The following is a 5,580-nucleotide window of genomic DNA, read 5'->3' as shown; positions in this document are numbered from 1 at the left end:
GTTTATATGATTACTATTTTGTTTTCAAAGTTCATTTGTTTGTAACGACTCAAGTTACTGTGTCGTTGTTATCAGTGCTTATCGCCGCTGACTTGATTAATAATACACTATTACATTACCTACGTCAACACTTTTTATAAACTTTTTTCATTTTATTTATGAAAGGTCTTTTTTACTTCTATACTATCTCTATTATATTTATTTCACTATGCTTTTGTCTTTTAATGGTTGACCACATTATGCAGTGTACCTATAATACAGCTATAGTCAGTATATTACTGCTTAGTACACTTTTGCATTAAGGTATTTATACTGTTATATTTGCTTATTGGCTGTATGCACTATTTTCTTATATCACTATTTTCTATATAAAGTATAGTTTACATCTTATCAAGCGAAGTAATTCATCTAGATTGGAGATCCTTATGAAATTGATTAATATTAAACTTATTAAAAATCATCTCTTTCTTATCTTACTACTAGGCATCATAGTAATATTATTTGGTAGTTTGCATATGCTCTCTGTTTCTTCACAAAAATTTACACTGGCAATTGAAACTTTAGCGGGCAATATAAGTGTATTAGATAATGTCTTAATCACTGGAGAACTCAGTAACGGTTATTATGCCACTCCTTTTGATATTCAAAAAGGGACTTTCAACTATACTACTACCTATATTACTCATGCTAAACAAGATTACCTCTATTCACTAGCTCAGCCTTCTGCTTATGACTCTTTTACAGCCACACTTTATGATACCTATTCCTTTTATTTTAGACCAATATTTAATACCTCAAAGTATAATAATGGACAAATACTAGATATTGCTCCTACAGATAATCTTTCTACTAATGACTTTTCTTCATTAGATTATGATCGTAAATATCTTACTGTTACTCGAAAAACCGATACTATTAATTTACATATTGCCTTAAATGTTTTAGGCCATCGTAATAAGTTTGATTTTAGTACGCCTAAAATCTCGAATTTTGAAAGTGGTAATAATGTCTACTTTGATACTAATATCTCCCTAAAGCGTCCTACAGCTGATATTATCCTAATAAGAAAATTATCTTTGCCCTGATATCAATACAATTCCTACAGATAATGTATTGCCTAAACATGCAATATTAAAAGATCAGGAATATACGCTTCCATTCAATATAGATAATATAAGCTCAGGCATGACCATCATAAATAATACAGCGTATTTCATTCCTCCTGTTTCTTCTGATTTTTCAGGTACGGCTTCTCTCTACCGCATTCAATCTTTCGCACCGCATACCTTTCATATGTTAGATGAAGAATCTTTATTAGATACACTAGGAACTATCATCCCTATTTATAACGTAGAGTTAGATACACATGATACAAGTATCCTAGGTCTTGAAAATATCAATGACTACCTTGTGCTCATTCTTATGACTCATAATCAACTTGTATTTCAGACAATCAACCCTATAACCGGTAAATTAATCAGTGAAAGAACAACAGGTGACCTACCACCGTTAAGCACAAATTATACTTATATCCCATTTATTTCAGATAATTCCCTAAGTCTTATACTTAATCTAGATTCTATCCATTCACTTTTAATAGGAACCTCTATTAATACTAATGGACAAATAACCGCTATTTCTTCTGTAATCTCTACTGATAATGAGAATTTAAACTACCATTCTAGCTTTCTCTCCTTTGTAAATAATAAATTATTTCTCTTTGAGTCAGTTTGGGATAGTGAAACTGATAATTCTTTACTCTTATCTGTCTATGGAGGCACTAAACTTATCTATAAAGGAAAGTTTATAACAAATAGTTTTTTTAATTCTCTTTCTGTAAAAGAAGCATCCTAATATAATTTAGCTAAAAAATAGTCGTTTTAAAGCTAAATTACTTATAGGTGAGCTTCACATGCCAAATAAGAGTCTATCCAATATATTTAATGCATATAAACAAATAGCACTAAATAAACTTTTAATCCAAAAGCTTATTTAGTGCTATATCTAAATCTTATTTTTTATTATCTTTTCCTTTTTTGTTTTCTTTTTTATCTTTTTTGCCTTTACTATTTTTTGTAGAACTTGATTTACTTTTTCCCTTATCTGGCATCTCAAAACCTCCCTAATATCACCCTTAATAAAATACACCACTTTTATTTATTCTGCTCATAATTGCCAGCTTGTTCTAACTCGATTAAAGTGGTTATTCTATCCTATGAAGAGATATTATTTTTATGCTTAAAGAAGATTTTTTTGCTCTTAAATAAATTTCTAATTCTTATATGCCGCCTCTTAGAAACATCAAAAATATTAATTTAAAAAACAAAAAAAGCTGTAACCTTTTGAAGGTTACAGCTTCTTCTAATATAGAGCGCGAGACGGGACTCGAACCCGCGACCCTCTCCTTGGCAAGGAGATGCTCTACCAACTGAGCCACTCGCGCATAAATTTGGCAACCACTTACTTTCCCAGGCCGTCTCCAGCCAAGTATCATCAGCCGCTTAGGTCTTAACCTACGTGTTCGGGATGGGAACGGGTGTTTCCCCTAAGCGCATCGTCACCAAAAATTTTCTCGTTGTCTCTCAACGACATGATTTATTTTACACCATGCATTTACTCATGTCAACACTTTTTTTATATTTTTTTAGTTGCTTATAAAAACAGCAGCACCTGCAAAGCTTTTCCCTACAGATACTGCTATTTATTCTTTATCTTATGCAAATCTCATCATTCTGTGAATGAATTGTGGCAATTTAAATTGTAAATTCACCTGTTAAATCACTAAACTCTTTTGAAATCTTACGATTTCCTTCTATTACATCTTCCATAACAGTTACTTTTTCTTGAATACCTGCAGTTCTGTTTACTATATTAACAATCCCACTCGTATTTTCTGCTATAGCTTCTGCTACTTCTGAAACAGCTACTGTAATGTTTTCTGAATAATTCTTAAGGATTTCTGCATTTTCCTCTAATGCTTTTAAAATATCATATACTTGCTTCCAGTCTTCCATGTATGTTTCAGCTGTATTCTCAATTGTTTTTAAGTTTCCATGAATCTGCTTTTCCATAAACTCTAATGACACTTCTGCATTTCTTTTCATATCAGTTGTTGCTGCTAATACTTCTGCAATAACAGCTTCAATTTCACTTACTGCATCACCTGATTGTTGTGCTAATGTTCCAATCTCTCTAGCTACTACACCAAAACCTTTTCCTAGTTCCCCAGCTCTAGCTGCCTCGATTGATGCATTAAGTGCTAATAAATTTGTTTGTTCAGTGATACTTTTAATACTATCCACTAAAATTTGTACCTTAGCAATAACTTCCCCACGCTTAATTGAATCTTGCATATTCATTTTTACATCAGTATATGAAGCTAAAATATATTCACTTTCTTGTTGTGTATCAGCTTTTAAATCTTGTGCCTTAGCTGCCATATTTAAGGCAACCTTACCACTTGTTTCAATAGAGTCCGTAATTGCTTTGATATTTTCATTAATGCTATCAACAGTACTGCTTACTTCTTCTGTGCTTGCATTAATTTCTTCCATACTTGCAGATAATTCTTCCATTACTTCTGATACCTTTCCAGTATCCTCTACAACCTCTGAAGCTAAGTTACTCATCTTGTCTGCACTCATAGCAAGTTCATCTGCATACTTAATAAGTAATTCAACCATCTCACTTAATTTATCTTTTGTTACAGATGTAGCATTTGCCATCAGACCTATTTCATCTCTTGTTTTAAGCATAATTGGTGTTATTTCAATACCCTTTAGATTTAAACTAGCAATCTGTCTAATGATATTCGTAATCTCACCTAAGCTTTTAGAAATCCACTTACTAATAAATAACGTTATAATAACTGTAATCAATAAAGCTACAATACCAATTAATATACTTTGTCCTCTCATGGCTTTAATTGGCTTTAAGAATTCTGTTTCATCAGTTGTAATCGCTAATACCCAATCCACATTGTCTAATCGAATGAATGCAAGCTCTCTTAAGTCATTACTTGTCATACTCATATATTCTGTCTTCTCAATGTGATTGGTATCCTCCTCAATAGGATCATTTATAATTAAATCTACTAATTTCTCATCATTATGTACTTGACCAATTAAATTTGCATCGCGATGTGCTAATATAGTTCCTTTTCGTTCAAATAAAATAGGATATGTTTCTTTCGTATTAAGTATCGTTTTTCCATCTAATTCTGCTGCAACAAGTCTTGTCGCAATTGTAGCAGATACGATTCCTTGAACTTCGCCCTTAATATTTAGAACTGGTGCACATACTGGTACTACCGCTTCGCCAGTATCTTTAGAAATTACACTTTCTCCAATATATTTCTCCCCTGTTTCCATTACCTTTTGAAAATAAGTTCTCTCTGAAACATCCATTCCTAACGCACTTTCATTAGCACTGGCAACAATAATCCCCTTATTATTAATAATACTGATATTATCAATCATTTCTTCAAGTTCTTTTTCTGATATTAAATTTTCAGTAATGATTTCATATGTATTGGCCTCTGATTTTTCTTCAAATTGACTATGCTCATGACCATGATCATCCTCAAATAAACTACCAATCATATGGTCTTTAGCCAAACGTTCTACTCTAACTAGTTGTTGCTCCATCTTAGAATCTAATAATGTTTTGTATATCTTGAGGTTATCTTCTATAGTTGTCTCAGTTAATGTCTGAATGCTCTCCTTTGCAATACTTACATTAAAGGATACTAATAAACCTATACACATCACTAAGATAGCTACTATAACTATGCCTATTTTCTTTCCCATGCTGTATTTCTCCTTTAATTTGATGTCATATAGTATATCGACTAATTTCATCTTTTCACAAAGGCTTTTTACATATTTTTACATTTTTATATATTAAAAAGATGCTGTACAAATGTACAACACCTTCTCTAATTCTTTATTTTTTGAGATCAATTACATTTTGTACAAGTGCTTTACATCTACCACAAGCAGTACCTGCACCTGTTATCTCTCCCACTTTTTCAACTGTATCTGCACCATTTTTAACAGCTTCTACTACTGCTTCTAATGATGTACCTTTACATCCACATACAGATGCTAAAATTTGTTCTATTTCTCCAATACAGCGACCACATCCTGTACCCGCCCCTGTCATTTCTTTAATTTCTTCTACAGTACGTGCACCTTGAATCATTGCTTTTCTAATTGTAATATAATCTACTTGTTTACAGTGACAAATTATTCTGTTTCCTGCCATCGCTTTACTCCTCTAAATTATATAATTAAAATTGATATCTAGTTAATAATATCTATTTGTTACATATTATACCATTAAACTTACCACTATTGCTATACTTAAATTCTGCTGAAAACTTACCACTATTATCTACACCTACTACAATCCATGGCATTGATTTTATCATGCTGCATTCGGTTTATCATGCTGCATTCGGTTTATCATGCTGCATTCGGTTTATGACTTATATAACAAAAAAGACACCCTTTGGGGTGCCCTTCCTTATACTCTGAAAAACAAATACTACAAATTATAATTCAACCTACGAGTGTTTCT

General features: G+C 31.9%; 4 protein-coding genes, 1 tRNA gene and 1 rRNA gene. 2 read left to right on the top strand and 4 right to left on the bottom strand.

Features of this window, described 5'->3' with window-relative positions:
• Window positions 1-425: 425 nt before the first annotated feature.
• Together AC1VAQ_RS20625 and AC1VAQ_RS20620 are read left to right on the top strand one after the other, a co-directional pair.
• Entirely contained in the window at window positions 426-1,085 is a 660-nt protein-coding gene (locus AC1VAQ_RS20625) for a hypothetical protein (RefSeq protein ID WP_302600246.1), read from the top strand.
• A gap of 28 nt (window positions 1,086-1,113) precedes the next feature.
• Window positions 1,114-1,854, top strand: coding sequence for a hypothetical protein (locus tag AC1VAQ_RS20620; RefSeq protein WP_479904495.1), 741 nt, complete (start codon window positions 1,114-1,116; stop codon window positions 1,852-1,854).
• A 516-nt stretch (window positions 1,855-2,370) separates the two neighbouring features.
• Here AC1VAQ_RS20620 and AC1VAQ_RS20615 read toward each other — a convergent pair.
• From AC1VAQ_RS20615 to AC1VAQ_RS20600, 4 genes are all read right to left on the bottom strand, one after another.
• Window positions 2,371-2,443 (bottom strand) — tRNA-Gly (locus tag AC1VAQ_RS20615).
• A gap of 4 nt (window positions 2,444-2,447) precedes the next feature.
• Window positions 2,448-2,565, bottom strand: a 5S ribosomal RNA gene (gene rrf / locus AC1VAQ_RS20610).
• Between the two features lie 188 nt (window positions 2,566-2,753).
• A complete protein-coding gene (locus AC1VAQ_RS20605) occupies window positions 2,754-4,808 on the bottom strand; it encodes a methyl-accepting chemotaxis protein (protein ID WP_479904494.1) in 2,055 nt (684 codons plus the stop codon).
• A 136-nt stretch (window positions 4,809-4,944) separates the two neighbouring features.
• Window positions 4,945-5,265, bottom strand: coding sequence for a (2Fe-2S)-binding protein (locus tag AC1VAQ_RS20600; protein WP_302600243.1), 321 nt, complete (start codon window positions 5,263-5,265; stop codon window positions 4,945-4,947).
• Window positions 5,266-5,580 lie beyond the last annotated feature (315 nt).

The sequence above is a fragment of the Cellulosilyticum sp. genome, assembly GCF_982396655.1.
The sequence above is the reverse complement of the archived record's forward strand: the minus strand, read 5'-3'. Positions and strand labels throughout refer to the sequence as shown.